At 51.6% G+C, this 18,570-nt stretch carries 7 protein-coding genes and 1 pseudogene; 7 read left to right on the forward strand and 1 reads right to left on the reverse strand.

Annotation, left to right across the window (positions count from 1 at the left end; all coding sequences use genetic code 11):
- Positions 1–365 precede the first annotated feature (365 nt).
- Positions 366–8,474: a glycoside hydrolase family 2 gene (locus A3844_RS05475; protein WP_074106833.1), complete on the forward strand. Its 8,109-nt coding sequence runs from the start codon at positions 366–368 to the stop codon at positions 8,472–8,474.
- 117 nt (positions 8,475–8,591) lie between these two features.
- Here the strand turns inward: A3844_RS05475 and A3844_RS31735 are convergent.
- Positions 8,592–8,978 (reverse strand): annotated as a pseudogene (locus tag A3844_RS31735) (transposase); the annotation flags it as partial.
- Positions 8,979–9,307: 329 nt separating this feature from the next.
- Between A3844_RS31735 and A3844_RS05490 the strand changes: the two are divergent.
- From A3844_RS05490 to A3844_RS05515, 6 genes are all read left to right on the forward strand, one after another.
- Positions 9,308–10,327, forward strand: a complete 1,020-nt coding sequence (locus A3844_RS05490) for a LacI family DNA-binding transcriptional regulator (RefSeq protein WP_074106835.1) — start codon at positions 9,308–9,310, stop codon at positions 10,325–10,327.
- A gap of 52 nt (positions 10,328–10,379) precedes the next feature.
- The gene (locus A3844_RS05495; RefSeq protein ID WP_074106836.1) at positions 10,380–12,680 is read left to right on the forward strand and encodes an AraC family transcriptional regulator; all 2,301 of its coding nucleotides are present in this window, start codon (positions 10,380–10,382) and stop codon (positions 12,678–12,680) included.
- Between the two features lie 224 nt (positions 12,681–12,904).
- Positions 12,905–13,825, forward strand: coding sequence for an ABC transporter permease (locus tag A3844_RS05500; protein WP_038599402.1), 921 nt, complete (start codon positions 12,905–12,907; stop codon positions 13,823–13,825).
- A gap of 15 nt (positions 13,826–13,840) precedes the next feature.
- A complete protein-coding gene (locus A3844_RS05505) occupies positions 13,841–14,776 on the forward strand; it encodes a carbohydrate ABC transporter permease (RefSeq protein WP_074106837.1) in 936 nt (311 codons plus the stop codon).
- A gap of 98 nt (positions 14,777–14,874) precedes the next feature.
- Positions 14,875–16,443: an extracellular solute-binding protein gene (locus A3844_RS05510; RefSeq protein WP_083606703.1), complete on the forward strand. Its 1,569-nt coding sequence runs from the start codon at positions 14,875–14,877 to the stop codon at positions 16,441–16,443.
- A gap of 145 nt (positions 16,444–16,588) precedes the next feature.
- Entirely contained in the window at positions 16,589–18,487 is a 1,899-nt protein-coding gene (locus tag A3844_RS05515) for an RICIN domain-containing protein (protein WP_074106838.1), read from the forward strand.
- Positions 18,488–18,570 lie beyond the last annotated feature (83 nt).

The following is an 18,570-nucleotide window of genomic DNA, read 5'->3' on the forward strand; positions in this document are numbered from 1 at the left end:
CTATCATGAAATTATGAAGGGTGACCGGAAAATATAAGAATAAAAACATCAAGAAAGCGTTGACATCTTTAATAGAGTATTCATATAATAGATTTGAAATCGATTTCATTTATAGCCTTATTCGCTTCAGCTGGTTTATAAGGTTTTGAGAGTGGGAGGAATGAACAGGGGGGAATCTGTTTTTTTATATCGAAATGAAATCGATTTCAAGAAAATGAGAGTCCAATGGAATCATACTACATTGAATGACTTAGGCACTCAAACTTTTTATAAGGTTGAGAGAGGGAGGAATGAAAAAAATAATTCAGTTTTCTTTTTTTAAAATGAAATCGATTTCAAATAAAGAGAGTCGAAAGGAGTCATGTATGCAGTCCATAAGCAGATCGGTAAAGCGCAAGCGGGGGCATAACAAATATTTCGCGGCCGTCATGGCACTGGTTTTGCTGTTGCCGGGAGTATTCGGGGGAATGGCACGAGATACCGCTTACGCGCAGGAGACACCACCACAGACACCGCCGCAGACACAGACAGACAGCAAGTGGTATCAGAACTTTGAGCAGGCCGGAGAGGGGAAGACCTATGGGATTTCTGCCGTCGGTACCTCATCAACAGCTTCGATTACAGACCTGACACCGGGAGGCGGAAGTCGGGGAAGTGTGCGCCTGACCCAGACGAACGACAATAATCCCAGCGGCGGAGCCTGGAACACCGATATTTACGGATTCACGGTATCGCCACAGAAGGATACAGTTACAGAAGGGACCTATTATGATGCTTCTGCCTATGACTATTTAAATTTTTACGTTCTGGACACCGATGTTCATAACCCGAATGTTGTTATCCGGGATGCAGATGGGAAAGAATGGAATGCCAATACGGATCAGAATCTGTCCGTGAAGGATCAGTGGACGAGGCTTTCGATTCCGCTCGATAAGACAAAACTCGATTTTTCGCGGATTGTCTCCATTTCGCTGGGCGAGTATTGGGGCTGGGGCAACATCTATTATTTTGATGAGATGTACTTTTCCAAATCTGCTGCCGCTCTGCCGCCGGCTTATCCGGATGATGGCAATGTGCCGTCGGCGCCAGTTATGTACCAGAGCTTCGAACAACCCGGTAGTGATGGCAGCTATGGCTTGGCAGGTCAGGGAACCGCGACGATTGCCCAGCGTGTCACTGCTGATGCTGCTTACTCCTCAAGCTCCGGCAGTCTAAAAATGGTGCAGAATACCTATACGGACGGGGACGGGAAGGAACGGAACGAAGCCTGGAACACCGGCGTTTATGGAGCCGGAATTAAACCTGAAGGCAACTCGACCGTATCCGGTGTAACGTATATGGATGCTTCCCCTTTCAGTTATCTGTTGTTCTACGTCAAGGATACGACAGCCGCCGCCGGATCCAGTATACATGTTGTATTCAAGGATACCGAAGGCGGGGTCTGGGATACGGAAACAAGCGCAGCGGTCAAGACGCAGTCGAAGCAATGGGTGAAAATGACCGTAAAGTTGGACAAATCAAAAATTAATTTGTCCAGATTGCAGCAGATTGAGCTTGGATCGTACTGGGGTTACGGTAATGTATATTACTACGATGATCTTTATCTGGCCCAGAAGGAAACGGATGCTTCGCCTGCCATCAAGCCAGAGCGCACGGCCTTGTTCAATGATTTTGAGAGCCGAACCGGCTACTCTGCAGGCAGCGCTACTACCGCCGAGACCTCAGCAGATATAGCCAACGCAGCGGGCATGGCCGGTGTCAAGGTCACGACTGTCAAAAATGACTGGCCTTATGCGGCTGGGAGTTACTTGAGCGTACAGCCCAAAGCAGGCGGGACGTTCGATGCGTCAGCTTATTCATATCTTGCTTTCTATCTGAAGGACACCCAGGGCAGCAATGGTGTGGAATTCCGTATCAAGGATGCCAATGGGGGCGTCTGGGACACGTGGGGAACCGCCAAATCGACCAAGAATAAATGGGTCAATATGCAGCTTTCGCTGAAAGAAGCCTCGAAGATTGACCTGACAAAAATCGTATCCGTCGATATCGGCTTTTACAATGCCGGAGTGTATTATCTCGATGATATGTATTTTGCCATGGCCGAAGACGATGTACTGGCCGGCTTCATCAGCGGAAACCAGAATATCGGAGCGGTCTGGTATCAGAATTTCGAGACGAAAGGGCAGGACGGACAATACGGGATTACGGCAGGTACAGGGGTGAGTACCACACTCAGTATGGATAAGTCAGCCAATCCATACAACTCTGCGAGCATTCGGGCAGTGCTGTCCCAGGATTCAACCAACCCTGCCACGAATGGCATAAACGTCAAGCCGCAGGCGCTCGAAGAGTCTCCGGACAAGAACCAGCCTTACGACTATAAGGCGGAGTTCGACGCCACAAATTTCAGCCATCTGATCTTTTATGTGTGGGATGAGCAGGGCGGTCAGACGCTGTCCGTACAGTTGAAGGATGCTGGCGGAAAAACGGTAGACTGGCAGACCGGAAAGACGACAACAGCCGGCTGGAACCGGATCGCCATGCCTTTGGACAAGAGTCTGAACTTCCAATTTGCACGCCTAAGCACGGTGACGGTGACGCCTGCGAAAGCAGGGACCTATTATCTGGATGAGTTTTATTTCGCTAAAAAAGAAAGTGCAGGCTTCCCGAATGCCGGCTTTACGCAATTGGTGTTGAAGGATGTGGACGGCGAAGCGATGCCTTATTCAGGCAGTCTGCCGTTGGGTTCTTTCGAGAAGCAGAAGGACAGAACGTACCTTTCCTTAAACGGAGACTGGAAAAAAGAAAGAACCACGCTGGATTCCAATCTGTCAGCAGCACCACGGGACAGTGCCAGAACTGCCGGCCTTGAAGATGAGGCGGGCGGCAGACAGGAGACTGGCTACAACGATTCCGGCTGGGCTGGTAAGACACTGCCTCTCCCGGAGGATGAGAGCACAGCTTACGAATCGCTGAGCGGACCGGAGAACAAGAGTGACAAGTCGGGTTATCAGGGCGGGGTATGGTACCGCAAGCATTTTGAGGTGAATAGCTCTCTTGCGGGGCAGCCTGCACAGCTTACTTTCCTCGGCGTCAACTATTTCGCGGATGTATGGATCAATGGCAAATATGCGGGCGGGCATCAGGGCGGCTACACGCCGTTCGCACTGGACGCATCCAATCTACTCAATTATGGCGGCGACAATGTGATCGCTGTGCGTGTTGACAATCCGAAATGGGATAAGTTCAATAACGGGGAAATCGTGCCGTACGCGACGTCCGACTGGTTCAACTACACAGGAATCCTGCGGGACGCCTACGTTGAATTTATGCCGGACACCTATGTGGTGCGCAGTGATGTGCGTACGCTGGGTACGGATGGAGATCTGTCAGTCCGAACCTTTCTGAATCATACGGGTAAAACAGCTGAACAGGTTCAGCTGTCCTATACCATCTATGAAGCGAAGATCGGAGAGAGTAACCGGCTCAGCGAATATGCGCAGGATCTGACGGGTACGGAAGCGGCAGCGGCCCAAGGAAGCGCATTAACGGTTCCAGCCAGCGGGCAGGCGGTACAAACACTCAAGGTAAAAGTACCTAAACCGAAGCTGTGGAGTCCGTCTGAACCGAATCTGTATATTTTAAAGGTAGAGCAGAAGACCGGCGGAGCAGTAACGGACACCTTCTATACCCAGTTCGGTATCCGTACACTGGAAGCGGATGGTGTACAGCTTAAGCTGAACGGAGAGTTGGCCCCGTTCCTCACCGGGGTCGGTTATACGGAGGACAGCAGCGACAAAGGACCTTCACTGAATGATGCAACCCGGTACAGCGACCTGCTGAAGATCAAGGAGGAGCTGAAGGCTAATTTCGTCCGGACCGGGCATTTTCCGCACAGCCTGCCGACCTATCAATTTGCCGACCGGATCGGTCTGGCCATCTGGCAGGAAATTCCGGCCTATTGGTTCAGCGGAGAAGCCTTTGACCTGCAGCGTCAGCGGGGCCAGGCCAAGCAAATGATGGAGGAAATGATCTTCAGTAATTACAACCGACCTTCCGTCTGGTTTGACGGGGTCAGCAATGAGTCAGGCGGGCAGCTGGAGCGTGTCAACTTTATCCAAGAGATGCGGGATGCTGCACATGCCATCGATGGAACAAGACTGGTCGGCCAGTCCGCCGTGGCGAATCCGTACAAAGGGGTGAGCGACCATTCGCATTCCCCGGCCGATATCATCGGAATGACCATGTATTTCGGCGCCTTTTATGGTGCAAATCCAGATTTAGAGACACAGGAGGAAATTGAGGCCATCCATGCACTGCATCCAGGTAAGCCGATCATTGCTACAGAGTACGGCTACTGGTCAGGGGATGAAACCGCCTCGGACACAAGGCAGACGACGCTGTTCACCGGTACCTTCAATGCATTTGCCCGGACAGCTACACGGGCGGAGGACGGAACGCCGAACCCGGGCGGACTGTTGAGCGGTGCAGCCTGGTGGACTGCATATAACTGGTATACCAATATTACAGGCCTGCAGACGATGGGCTTGTATCATATGGACCGTACAACGCCGAAGCAAGTGAAGGATATTCTGGCCGAGCGGTATAACCGGTATAACCGGATTTCAGCCGGAACGCAGCCGAACCCGGCCGGTATCTCGGCTTGGTTCCAGAGTTTTGAGTCAGGCCGGGGGTATTTAGCTTCCTCCCCTCAGCTGCAGCTGGAATCAGCAGCAGACAGTGCGGCCGGCAACGGCACGAAGAGTCTCAAGATCACAGCGGGCTCCGGCGCCGACGGGACTTATGCCGCATTTGTTCCGCAGGGCGGCGCGATCAACAGTGATCTGACAGGTTACAATTACCTGAACTTCTACGCCAAGGACAGCGTGGGGGACAGACCTCTATCCGTGACGCTCGTGGATGCCGAGGGGCATTCCTGGACAACGGAGACGGATGGGAAGACGGTGAAAAACGCATGGACACGGCTGAGTGTTCCGCTTCTGAAGTCGCAGGGCGTTCCACTGTCCAGCCGGCAGCTGAATACGCTGGCGATTACCCAGATCAGAATCGGCATGAACGCTTCTGAGCAGTTATGGGTCGACAACTTCTTCGCGGCAACCTACAAGACCGGCGTGGAGCCCGCTTCGTATCCTGTTGGTTCCAGCGGCTGGTTCCAATCTTTTGAGGAGCCAGATGTGCAGGTCGGCCAAGGTGTGAATGCCACCGCGACGGTAGACCGGACATTCGGGGTCAATCCTGGAGGAACGGGAAGTGTGAAGCTGGAAGTCACTGGAGACGCCGGCTCACCGGGAGCGGATAAGCAATCAGTCATCATTAAGCCACAGGGCGGCGCAGCTTCCATAGATGCTTCCAGCTTCAATTATCTGGCCTTCTATGTAAAGGATATGCAGGGATCGAACACCGTCCACGTTACCTTTGTGGATACGGACGGCACGGTCTCCGTGAACAACTGGACCGATGTCAGTTCCGTCAAGGGGCAGTGGACGAAAGTGTATCTTCCGCTGATGAAGACCTCTGCGGATATCAGCAGTCTGAAGGAAATCCGGTTGTCGGAGTGGAATCCCGGCACCTATTATTTTGACGATCTGTACTTCGCTGAGTATCCGTCGGATGAAATTCCCGCCACATATACGGAAAAGATTCCAGAGAAGAACCGCCCGGAAGGTCAAATCAAGGTAGCAGCGGTCGGAGATAGTATCACAGCGGGAGCCGGGCTGAAATATGCCGGGGTAACGAGTTATCCGGCACAGCTCCAGTCGCTGCTCGGCAGCAACTTTGCCGTCAAGAACTTCGGCGTCAGCGGCCGCACGCTGCAAAAGGACGGCGACGATCCGTACTGGAATGAAGCCGCATTTGCGGCCAGCAAGACCTATGCTCCTGACGTCGTGGTTATCCAGCTGGGTACCAATGATACGAAAGCCTGGAACTGGAAAGAGGGACAGAACCACTTCCTGAGTGATTATACAGAGCTGATACAATTGTATCAGGCGCTGCCAAGTCATCCGAAGGTCTTTGTCAATCTGCCGCCGGCAATATTCAACGACGATCCGAACCAGGCTTATGGCATTGTCAACTCTGTCCTGCAAAACGGGGTCATTCCTCTGATCCGGAAGGCGGCCGAAGCGACAGGCGCAACCCTGATCGACGTGAATGCGGCCACAACCGGAAGCAGCAGCGACTTCCCGGATAAGATTCATCCGAATCCGAAAGGCGCCTGGACTTTAGCTGATACAGTGGCCAAAGCGATCCGGGGCAAACTTTTCAACATCGGGGATACGGAGGTTACCACCTGGAAAGACGGCAAGGCCGGTGCGTATTCGATTATGTATGATGATGGTATCTACGAATCTGATTTACGGTTTGCCGGATTGCATGAAAAATACAAGCTGAAAGGAACGCTCGCGCTGATCAGCGGCTGGATCGACAATGCCTATAATGACACTGGCGCTTCCACGGGTACATGGGAGCAGTGGAAAGCGCTGTTGGATAAAGGGATTTTCGATGTAGCCAGCCATACGGTTACTCACCGCAATCTGACCACGCTCAGCGCGTCAGAGATGTCCTCCGAGTTAAAGGATTCTGTCGCCCGGATCAAGGAGAAGACTGGTTATAAGCCGGAATCGCTGGCGCTCCCGTACAATACGGGCAATGCAGCGGTTGCGGCAGAAGCAGCCAAGTATTTCGTTGCTGCACGCCAGGGGGGTAACAATGCCGGCAACGCCAGCAGCACAGAGCAGTATTACAATCTGAGCAGTACAATGGTTGAAAGTACGACAACAGCTGTTCAACTGGATGATTGGACCGACTTTGGTATTGCCAAGGGCAACTGGCTGATTCTGACCGGCCATGGCAATGATGGTGAAGGCTGGTCCTCACCTCCGCTCAGCCTGTATGACAACCATTACGGATATGTAGCCCAGCGGAAAGATGCTCTTTGGAACGGTACCTTTGCCGAGGTGGGCAAATATTTGCGTGAAAGACAGAACGCTACAGCAAAGGTTACGAAAGCCGCTTCCGGTGCAATCGAGGTTAAGCTGGAGGGTACACTGGACCCGGCAGTATACAATGAGCCGTTAACCCTGAGAACGAAGGTTCCGGCAGAGTGGAACGAGGTTACTCTCACACGGGGAGCTACTTCTTATAACCTGAAGCCGGTCCGGGAAGGTGAAGGTGCATTCGTCTATTACGAAGCCGTGCCTGGAACGCAAATGCTGGTTATCAGTAAGAAGGGAACGGACACTCCGACTCCGACTCCGACTCCGGCTCCCACTCCTGATGCCGGAACACCAACAGCGACCCCTTCCGTTACCGTAGGCGCAACAGACAGTACGAAGTCTGTTCTTGCTCCCGGCACAGCGGAGCTTACGAAGGCGCTCGCCGCCGCTCAGGCAGATGCCAATGGAGTGCGGACGCTTACGTTTAAGGCTGGATCAGCTGCGGGTAAAACAATATTTGAATTGCAGCTGCCTGCCTCATATCTGGCTTCGATGAAGCAGGTGCGGATCCAATACATTACCCCTGCAGGAAGTCTGCTACTTCCGGGCGATATGTTTGCGGGCATGGCTAAAGATGCGAAGCAGATCGCTGTGTCCGTTAAGCTCGCGGATCTGTCCGGTGCGGATGGAAACGTCAAGCAGGCTGCAGGCAGCCGTCCGGTTGTCGAGCTGGGCGCAGCTGTAGACGGCAACCCTGTCAGCTGGAAGAACAATCTAGCGACGGTTACGTTCCGCACGCCTTACCAGCTTTCCTCCGCCGAAGCGCTCAACCCGTCTCAGCTGACGTTCTGGCAGATCGGGGCAAACGGCAAGGGACAGCCGGTAGTCAGCGGACGATATGACAGCACAGGCAGAGAGATGCAATTCACCACACATCACTTCAGCCGCTATGCCGTTGTCTCTGTAGCCAAGAGTTTCGGCGATCTGGGCCGCTACGGCTGGGCGCAGGCAGCGGTGGAAGCTCTTGCCTCTAAGGGAGCTATCCAGGGAGTCTCGGAGCAATCGTATTCGCCTGCGCAGACTATTACCCGCGCAGATGCGGTGGTCATGATTATGCGGCTGTTTGATCTGCAGGCGCAAGCCTCCAATTCCTTTACGGATATAGCGCAGGCTGATTATTACTATGAAGATGTGAATGCTGCCCGGACGCTGGGCATTGTTCGCGGTACGGGCAGTGATGAGTTCCGGCCGAAGCAGCCGGTAACCCGTCAGGAAATGATAATGATGATGGATAACGCCATGCTTGCGGCAGGCAAGGAGCACTCCGTGGGCAGCGGGGAGGCATTGCCGGAATTCAGGGATGCTTCTAAGGTATCCGCTTATGCCAGGGAAAGTGTAGCCCGTGCGGTTTCGGCTGGTTTGTTCCAGGGCTATAACGGTTACTTGCAGCCCGTTTCGCCAATCACAAGAGCGGAAGCTGCTGTCACGCTTTACCGGTTGTATGGAATCATGTATTAGTTGAATTGGCGGGCCGTTTCTGCGAATGTTTTGCGGTGACAGGTCACCTTCAAGTTTAAAAGCATAAAAGTTAATAAGAGCAGCGCTCCTCCTGTTATTGGAGGAGCGCTGCTCCATTTTTTGGTCCATGTCTTCTCGCTTCAATAGATTGTGGGCTAGTGAAAGCCAACCGACTTCTAGCGTCATTTTGCCGATGCCCCGAAGCAGAAAACGCCGGAAGCCCCGGTTATTTTTCAGTGGTCCAAATACACTTTCCGGCTCCGTCATTCAACGTACAGCTCCTGCTTCACTCCGCAACTGTTCCCGCGCTTGGTACTGGTATCGTAGCCATTCCAGACGGATGGCCACCTCCCGATTTCCTGCCGCTTTCGTGAAACGCTCCTTTAGGGGGCAGCCGTCACAAGAACTGCTTCGGTAATGACGTCTACGAATTTCATAGCCGCTCTCTAAGGTCTCCTTGCTTTCCCAGTGGAAATGCAGCATTTTCCCGGCTGGGCACGTCCAGTACTTCATTTTACCAAAGGATGGTTTCTTTTTTTGCGTTTTTTAAAGATTGTAGTTCCATTTCCCGCTTAAACAGCGGAGAGGACGGAACGACCCGCGTAAAAGCGGCAGCGGTCGCCTTTATCCCCGGATTTTCACCGCGAAGGAGAATACATAAAATCTGGGGACCACAGCGATTGGAACAACGGTCCGTTCACGGTGCGTCGACCCAAGTAGCTTACGAATCTCATATGTATAGATAAGGGCTGAAAGAAGGGAACGAAAGGTTATTGAAATCGATTTCATTGATGTTATAATGGGTTTATCAAACCTTGAAAGTATGTGAACAAATGAAGGATAGCAAAATTATCGATGTTGCCCGGATTGCCAATGTCTCGCCCGCGACGGTATCCCGTGTATTGAACGACAGCCCGCTGGTAACCAAGGAAACGCAAAATAAGGTATTGAAGGCCATTCAGGAATTGAATTACACACCGAACGCCATGGGCAAGCAACTCCGATCCCGAAAGACCATGACGCTCGGCGTCGTCGTACTCGATATCGGGATATCTTATCATGCCGAGATTATCAAGGGCATAGAACAAAAGGCAAACGCAATGAATTACAAAATCCTCATCTGCAACTCACAAAATGAGAAGATGAAGGAACTGGAGTATTTGTCGCTGCTTCAGAACCGGACTGTGGACGGCATTATCCTGGTGTCGCCAATGCTGAGCGACGGGGAGATCGCATCCTTCGCAGGTGAAGGCTATGCCATTGGGGTTATCGGACGGCGCCTTGGACATCTTAACATTCCTTGTTCCACTACGGATAACTGGAAAATCGGCCATGATGTGGTCACTCACCTGGTGGCAAACGGGCACCGGCGGATTGCTTATCTGAACGGCTACGAGGACGCGCTGGACAGCATCGACCGGCTGCAAGGATTTAAGGAGGGGCTGGCTGAAGCGGGACTGCCTTTTCTGCCAACTCTAGTTGACAAAGGAGATTTTTCCGAAGATGGAGGATACGCGGCTTTCCGTCGTTTATGGGAAGAGAGCAGCGATTTTACAGCGGTATTTGCCGCCAATGACGAGATGGCACTCGGAGTATACAAAGCTTGCTCTGAATATGGGATTGCAATTCCAGACCGCATGGCGGTGGTGGGTGTCGACAATATCCGGATTACCAACTATGTTTCGCCTAAGATTAGCTCCGTTGAACAGCCGCTGTACGAGTTGGGGGGGCTGCTGGCGGACAAGGTTATTGATCAGATCAACGGTGATCTCCAGCCGGGTCAAAAGGATTTTGTGATCAATTCCAGGCTAATTGTCAAAGGTTCTTCACAAAAAGGAGCTGATTCGATATGAATGCCTACTCACGCGGCTAAGAACAACACTATCTTTTGAGGGGGGATCATACATGAAAATGCCGCACAGAAAAGTAGATCGCTACTTCGGGAAGTTTTTTTCTGTAATGGTAGTTACGATATTTCTGACTATTTCCATACTGTCCATCATTCTGTATATGAATTTTGAGAAAATCGCGCTCAGCCAGTCCTACGATCAGACGATGGACAATCTGGCGCAGACGACTCAGGAAGCCTCCGTGATGGCTGTGACCGCCGCCACGTTCGCCAAGCAGATTCATAGCGACCAGAATATCGCCAATCTGCTTAATTTTCCTGACCTCAGCGCTCAGGACATCGATAGTTCCATCCGCCAGTTAACCAATTACCGTGAAACCTCGCCGTTTATCGATTCCATCTATGTTTATAATGCCGAGTCACGCACCTTCTATATCACTTCGGATATGAGCGTGCCCTCGGTGTTCAGCGAGGCGGAATTTTACGACCAGGAGCTGAGCGCCATGCTCCAGCATGTGAACGATTACAAAACACTGATGCCGATTCCCCGTAAGCTGAAGATCGACGGGCTCGTTGGAAACATCGCGGAGCGGGAAAGGGATACGTATACTTTTTTGCTGTATGACACACTCAGCAAGAAGCCGCGGAAGAATGCGGTTGTCGTCAACATCAAGGAGACGCAGCTGCAAAAGCATATCGACGGTTCGCTGACGAATGATCCGACGAATACCTTTCTGATCGACGAGAACGGCACGCTTGTCACGAACAGCTGGAAGACGCCGATGCTGACCAACCTTAAGGGTACGCCGTATATTGACCGGATCTTGCGCGGACCGGACGATTCCGGGTATTTTGCCGCTGAGGTGGATCATGTCAAAAGTCTAGTCACCTACAGCAGTCCGGACTATCTGGGCTGGAGATATATCCGCATTGTGCCTTATTCAGTGATCAGCCGGAATATCGATAGTATGCGGATCAAGACGCTGATCGTTGCCGGGGCCATCCTGTTCGCCGGACTCGCAATCTCCTCACTGCTGTCCCGGCGGATCTTCAGCGGGCTGAACCATAAGCTCTCCCGGCTGGGTAAGCTGGAAACAGAACAGCGGGAGAGCGTCCAGGCGATGCGCTCGGAATATCTCCGCAGCCTGTTGAACGGGTATACACAGATGAACGCCGGGCATGCAGCCGCGCGGTTTGAACGGTACGGCATTCCGCTGGATCCTGCACAGCCGGTCCGTGTCCTGCTGATTTTGGTGGACGATCACCTGTTGTTCGTGAACCGGTACAAAGCGGAGGACCGCAAGCTGCTGCTCTACGGAGTGCTCAACATTGCCCAGGAGCTCTTCGCCGCCGCTGGCATTCCAGCCGCTGCGGCGGATATCGGGGATGAACAGGCGGCGGTGCTGCTTCAGATGTCCGGCGAAGCCGAAGGTGACCGGGAGCGGTGCAGAGATTATGCCGCTTGGATTCAAACTGCGGTCAGCGAATATTTAAAGCTATCGGTCACTGTATCCTCCAGCCTGAGCGGTCCGGGGATCGAAGCGGTGCATGCCTTGTATCAGCAAGCAGTGGAAGCCTCATACACCTGGGTATTCAGCGGAGCCGGCAGCCATATCGAAGCCGAAGAAGTGGAACAGAACAAGACCAAACGTTATGAATATCCGCTGCAGAAAGAAAAGCAGATGATTGATGAGCTGATGCTGGGGCGGATAGCTGATGTAAGGCAGCTGTTCCGTGAGATCATTATAGATACGGCTGATTATACCTATATATCCTACCAGTTTGCCGTTTCACACCTGACCTTTGCGCTGCAGAACGCACTGCGGATTATCCGGCAGCATTCTCCGTCGAACGAGGACTGGGAGTTCATTAACCTGCACCTGTATATGCCTCACTCCCGGGCAGAGACGATGGGGCAGTTCATTGAACGTTGTATGTCCCTGTTTGATCAGCTGGAGAATCAGATGAATGAACGGAAAAAGAGCCGGCAGGATGAATTGCCGTGCCGGATCAAAAAAATTCTCGATGAACGTTATGCCGATCCGAATTTGTCTCTGGACATGCTGGCAGACGAGCTCGGCATGTCCGCCACCTATCTCGGGCGCGTGTTCAAACAGCATACGCTGCAGACGATACTCGGTTATATCCAGGAGGTGCGGATGAGCAGAGTGCGCGAGCTGCTCCTGCATACGGATGCCCCTGTCGGAGAAATCGCAGAACGCGCCGGCTTCTCGAACAGCCCGTACTTTTTTAAAGCGTTCAAGAAGTATAACGGTGTAACGCCTGCGGAATACCGCAGAACGGGCCGGGACCGAACGGATGAGGATGGTGTAGAGTCAGGCATTGCTGCTGAATAGACGGAGGCGTTCCGTGGCGGGAAAACCGCATAGGAACGCCTTTTTTAACGGATAGAAGTAGCAATTAAGCAGTCAGTTCGGAAAAAATTAGTCTGCTTTTTAAGCGGAAAGTGAGTCATATCGCATATGGTAAGTTGCCCGGAAATAGTCTCTATCCTAGTATAGAGTTTGTAGCCGGGAGTACCGGCGGAACATACAAACAGAAGGAGAAGGAGGCCGATTCGATGTCCGGAAAGGGCGGGATCATCCGGGAGCTGCGTCAGAGCAAGACGCTTCTGCTAATGATTGCACCAACCATTGTGTTTTTCATTGTGTTTAGTTACATCCCGATGATAGGCGTGTATTACGCCTTTACGAAGTTTGATTTTGACGGAGGGCTGTTTGGAAGCCAGTTTGTCGGGATGGAGAATTTTAAGTTCTTATTTAATACTGGAGTGTTGTGGAATCTGACCAAGAATACCGTGCTGTATAATCTGGCGTTCATTTTACTGGGTAATATCATGCAGATTATTTGTGCCGTATTCCTTGCTCAGCTGTCCGGCAAGCTGTTTAAGAAGACAGCCCAGTCGCTGATGTTTCTTCCCTATTTTCTGTCCTGGGTGCTGGTAGGCGCGTTCGTCTATAACCTGTTCTCAGATCTTGGGGTAGTCAACAGTGTACTTAAGCAGCTTGGACTTCATTCCTATGATTTCTACCTGCATACGGCACCATGGAAGTTCATTATTGTGTTCTTTAGTGTCTGGAAAGGACTTGGCTATGGTACTGTCATTTATTTGGCAGCCATTATGGCGATCAGCGATGAATATTACGAAGCAGCGAAAATCGACGGGGCGACTATCTTTCAGCAAATCCGCAATATTACGCTGCCGTTGCTGAAGCCTACATTCATTCTGCTGATTCTGTTCAGTCTAGGCGGCATTATGAAGGGGCAATTCGATCTGTTCTATCAGATTATCGGCAGCAATGGTATGCTCTACGATGCCACAGATATTATCGATACGTTTGTGTTCCGTTCCCTGACAGTCAATTTTGACATCGGTATGGGTACGGCAGCCGGCCTGTATCAATCATTCTTCGGCTTCGCTTTAATTATGATTGTCAATTACATCATCCGTAAGACGAACAAGGACTACTCTTTGTTTTAGAAAGGAGGTATACGCATGAGTACCCAAGTCAAACAACTAGCCAAAGCGGATGCCTCCAAAGGCAGCCGGATCAAGCAGGACAAGGAAACCATCTTTTTTAATATCATCGGCTACACGCTGTTGACACTCGTTTCCCTGATCTGTCTCATCCCCTTCTGGCTAATCGTCGCCGGTTCTTTTACCGATGAGATGGAGATTATCTCAAAAGGCTTTCAATTGTTCCCGGACACGGTCTCGTTCGAGGCATACAAGTCCTTATTCAGTACGCCGGCGCAAATATACCGGGCTTATGGTGTAACAATCGGTGTGACCATCGCCGGTTCGCTGCTGGGCATTTTCCTGACCTCGATGGCAGGGTATGTCCTTTCCCGCAAGGATTTCGCGATGCGTAACAGTATTTCGTTCTTTATTTACTTCACAACGCTGTTCAGCGGCGGCCTGATTCCCTGGTATATTCTCATGACCAAAAATCTGGGGCTCAAAGACAGCTATTGGGCGCTAATTCTGCCTCCACTGCTGAGTGCCTGGAACATTATCCTGATGCGCAGCTTCATGAAGTCGATCCCTGAATCCATTGTAGAGTCCGCCAAAATTGATGGCGCCGGTGATTTCAAAATCTACCAGAGGCTGATTCTGCCGCTGTCGACGCCGGGACTGGCCACAATCGGGCTGTTTCTAGCACTCGGCTACTGGAACGATTGGTTCAATGCCAATATGTTCATAACAACGGATAGTAAATATCCGCTACAATTCCTGCTCTATAAAATCCTGTCCAGCGCAGCGGTGCTGCAGACGAATAACGGGGCCTACCTGGCCGCTAATGTCGTGCCGCCGACAGAAACACTCAAAATGGCCGTTGCTGTAGTGGCGACAGGGCCAATTATCCTGCTGTATCCTTTCGTTCAGCGCTACTTCGTGAAAGGGCTTACGGTTGGAGCGGTCAAAGGTTAGAACCGGCTTGCCGGCTAACATAGTATTTTTTTTAAGTAATAAAGGGCAAGGTCAGACAGGCTCGAAGCATCTAGAACATTAATTGAGGAGGAATCAAGTTGGGAAAAATCAAAAAAAGATGGACACTGCTCGTCTCGCTCTCCATGCTGGCATCGCTGCTGGCAGGCTGTGGCGGATCGAATGACAATGCGGCGGGAAAGAACAATCCGGATCCGTCTGGAAGCAATGCCAGCCCATCGGCAAGTGAGGCTACAGCAAAAAAGGTAAAGCTGACCTGGTATCTGGTCGGCGATACGCATAAGGATATGGACAAGGTGATGGCCGAATGGAACAAGATGCTGGAAAAGGATCTGAACACTACGGTCGATCTCAAGTTTACTACCTGGAACGACTGGCAGACTAAATATAATCTGCTGCTAACCTCCGGTGAGAAGATTGACATGATCTTCGCATCAAGCTGGGCAGATTTCTACAAGTTGTCCAAGCAGGGAGCGTTCCTGGATCTGACGAAGCTGCTTCCTGAATATGCGCCGGTAACCTGGGGCAATGTGCCGAAGGATGACTGGGGCTCCGTCACGGTCGGCGGCGGTATTTACGCGGTGCCGAATACGAATCCGGAATACACTCCGTCCGGCTACGTCTACCGGGAGGACTGGCGCAAAGAATTGGGCCTGCCGGAGTTCTCCGACCTGAATTCGATTGAGGCTTACATGGATGCTGTGAAGACGAAGAAGCATGTTACCCCGATCAATGGCTTGGTCTATGATAACGTGAACGTCCTTTTCAAATCCTGGAATGATTTCCAGATGATTGGCGGAACCGAGCTGATCGGAGCCACTTCTTACGATACTCCGCGTGACATTCAAATCGTACCGTTTACCGACAAGTACGAAGCCTGGGTCAAGAAGATGAAGGAGTGGGCAGACAAGGGCTACTGGAACAAAAACTCGCTGTCCTCGAAGCAGGAAGCCGGCGATTTCATCAAGACCGGACAAGGTGCGATCTACTGGCGCAACCCGTCCAGTGCCGGAGGCTTTATTAATGAGGTGAAGGCCAAAAAACTGAATATGGATATCGGCTACTTCCCATTCACCCGGTTCCACAATTATGTAATGCCGACACTGCCAAGCTCGAACGCGATGGCTATTCCGAAGAGCTCGGAGAATCCGGAACGCTCGCTGATGGTGCTCGACAAGCTTCGCAACGACCCTGCTTACTTTGATCTGATGACCTACGGGATCGAAGGCAAGCACTGGGCCAAGGGCAAAGATCCCAAATCGATTGTCATTCCGGCACCGGGTGTCGATCTTAATGTGACGCCTCGTTTCGATATCGCAAGCTGGGGCTGGCGCTATGAGCCCAACATGCTGAAAGAAGAAGGAGGCTGGGACGGTCTCGATAAGCTGAAGGAAGAATTCAAGCCAATCAGCAAGCCGGATATTTTCGGACCTATTTATATGGATTATGATCCGGTCAAAACCGAGCTTGCAGCAGTTAACCAGGTGTTTGAGCAATACGGCAAACCGCTGATGCTCGGACTGATACCTGATGTGGATGCTGCACTCAAGACCTACCGCGACAAGCTGAAAAAAGCCGGGATCGATAAACTCTTGGCTTATGTGAAGGAACAATCGTATCAGTACTTTGACGAAAAAGGAATTAAATAAAACTTGGAATGATGAGGAACAGCGGCGGAGGCAATTTCGCCGCTGTTCCGTTCATAATCAGAGAAGAAAGGGTCAAGTCATCCAAACTGTTAGCACTATAAGGGCATTTTGAGAAGTTCATATTATTCAGGGAGAGTGAACTGTTATGGCAATCAAAAAAATGCTGACTCTGGCAGTTGTTCTGGCTATTTCCGTGCCCATGGGGGCGGTGTCCTCACCGCAGCAGGCGCAGGCTGCAGGTGAAAACGTACAGGTATGGTTGTCCAATCCCAATACAAATACTTGGTTGGCAAGACAATCGGATGTCAGCTTCTCTGCATCCAGCGCAGGTGCCGACTATTCGATTGGTGTCAATGAGGGAAGAACGTATCAGACGATGGACGGTTTCGGAGCTTCACTCACAGATTCATCGAGCTGGCTGCTGCAAAATAAACTGTCTGCAGCCAAAAGAACCGAGGTCATGAACCAGCTGTTCAGCGCTGGCGGAATCAACATCAGCGCCCTCCGCCAGCCGATCGGCGCTACTGACTTCAACTGGGAAATGTGGACTTATGATGATACGTACGGGAATAGTGATGATATGAACCTGAGCGCTTTCTCCCTCTGGAGGGATGAAGCCTATATCCGCCCTATGCTTAATCAGGCCTATAACGTTAATCCGGGCCGCATCAAGCTGTTCGCCGCCCCATGGAGTCCTCCCGCCTGGATGAAGAAGACACCAAAAAGCCTCTACGGTGATATGGGCGGCACCTTGCGTGAGGAATGCTATGATGCCTATGCCAATTATCTGGTGAAATATCTGCAGCAGTATGCCGCACTTGGAACGCCTATCTATGCCCTCTCCCTGCAGAATGAACCGAAAAATGCCCCACACTATCCCGGACTTCTAATGTCTGCCGGTGAACAAAGCAATCTGATCAAAGTGCTGGGACCGAAGCTTGCACAGAACGGACTTAACACTCAAATTATGGCTTATGACCATAACTATGACGATATTAGCTATGCCAAGTCAGTGCTGGAATCTGACGCATCTGTCTATACGCAGGGCAGTGCTTTTCATTATTATTCAGCCCTCAGCCATCCCAACCTGACCACGCTGCATAACCTGTTTCCGACCAAACGGATCTGGTTCACGGAAGGCGGCAGCGGAACGTGGATTGGCGGCGGGACGAACGCAGGAATGTTCCAGGATCTGATGATGCATACGATCCGCTTCCCCAGAAACTGGGCAAAGTCCTATATCATGTGGAATGTCGCGCTGGATCAGAATGGCGGCCCTGCGCTCGCCGGAATTGATACGGCCAACCGCGGCCTGCTGACCATCCGCTCTGACACTACGGACTCAGTAACCTACAATCCGCAATTTTACGGTTTGGGGCACAGCAGTAAATTTGTCGACCTGAATGCGTCCCGTATTGATTCGAATACGTTTGAGAACAGCATGGAGGACGTAGCCTATAAAAATCCGGACGGCTCCATTGCGCTTGTGTTGTCCAACCGGCTCTCCAGCACTAAAACCGTCAAGATTCAGTGGAATTCCCAGTCATTCACGTACACGGTTCCTGCCGGTGGTGCGATCACATTCAAATGGTGGTCCAACTCGGCCCCGGTGACCGGCGGCACCTATAAGATTTTGAGCAAAGCAAGCGAAATGGCCCTGGATGTGACTGATGGTTCTACGGAGAATGGCGCGCTTGTCCAGCAATGGGAATATGCAGGCGGAAATAACCAGCGGTGGACGATCAGCGATGCAGGAAGCGGGTATGTCAACATCGTTAACACAGCCAGCGGTAAAGGCCTGGATGTGATAGATGGCTCCACCGCGGATCGTGCGGGCGTTCAGCAGTGGGCGCTTACGGGTACAGGAGGATATAATCAGCAGTGGAAGCTTGAAGCAGTTGGCGGCGGCTATTATAAGGTTGTGAACAGACAAAGCGGCAAAGTGCTGGATATTCCAAGCTCTTCAACCATGAACGGTACCAAAATCCAGCAGTGGTCCTATTTCGGAGCGGACAATCAGCTATTCTTCTTTGTAGCACCGTAAGGTTTGATTTGTACGCCAAAAAGCCCGCACAAACGCGGGCTTTTTGGCGTGTGGTGCGCCCTGCACGGGCGATAACCTGGCGG

The organism is Paenibacillus helianthi (assembly GCF_001909055.1).
GTDB classification, from domain to species: Bacteria; Bacillota; Bacilli; order Paenibacillales; family Paenibacillaceae; genus Paenibacillus_AQ; species Paenibacillus_AQ helianthi.